Raw genomic sequence first — 606 nt, forward strand, 5'->3', positions numbered from 1 at the left:
TGGTCGGGATGTTGTTCCAGCTCATCCCCGGGCTCCAGCGCTCGTCGGGATAGAGGCTGTCATCGCCGACCACATCGCGCACCACGCGCGTCTTTGCGGCGACAGCATCGGCCAGCGTCCCAAGGCAATCGACCGTGCAAGTGGGCGCGCTCGACAGGCGAGCATCGCCATGCCCTTCCAGAATCACGTCGCGCTGGTTGCCGGTCTGGTCGATCCGCACCGCCGCACCGCCCGCTTCATCGGGCTGGTCGAGCGCGCCCAGCGACCAGAAAGCGGCGGCAGTGGTGAACATCTTGGTATTGGAGGCCGGGATGAAACGCTGATCGGGGTTGATCGCGACGATTTCGGTGCCGGTCTCATCTACCACGACCAGGCCAAAGCGCGTGCCGGGGCTGGCGCTGCGCAAAACGTCTTCGACCCGGCTTTGCAACGCGGATTGGGCATGGAGCGCGGTCGGCAAGGCGGCGACAAGCCGCAGGGAGAAGGGCGGGACAAGGGCGCGGTGCATTCCCGCAGCCTAGGACCAATTGCGCGACAAACAATGCAGTGCGGCACATACAGAGCGTTGCCCCCGGTATAACCGTCGCGCATGATCGTACCGATCGC

At 65.2% G+C, this 606-nt stretch carries 1 protein-coding gene; it reads right to left on the bottom strand.

The genetic code is table 11. From position 1 onward, the window contains the following. A partial coding sequence (locus AACY52_RS29350; protein WP_339561225.1) for a D-alanyl-D-alanine carboxypeptidase occupies positions 1–508 on the bottom strand: 508 nt, incomplete at its 3' end. Positions 509–606: the final 98 nt, after the last annotated feature.

It is taken from the genome of Pseudomonas sp. EA_65y_Pfl1_P113, from assembly GCF_963970525.1.
Classification (GTDB): domain Bacteria; phylum Pseudomonadota; class Gammaproteobacteria; order Pseudomonadales; family Pseudomonadaceae; genus Aquipseudomonas; species Aquipseudomonas tritici.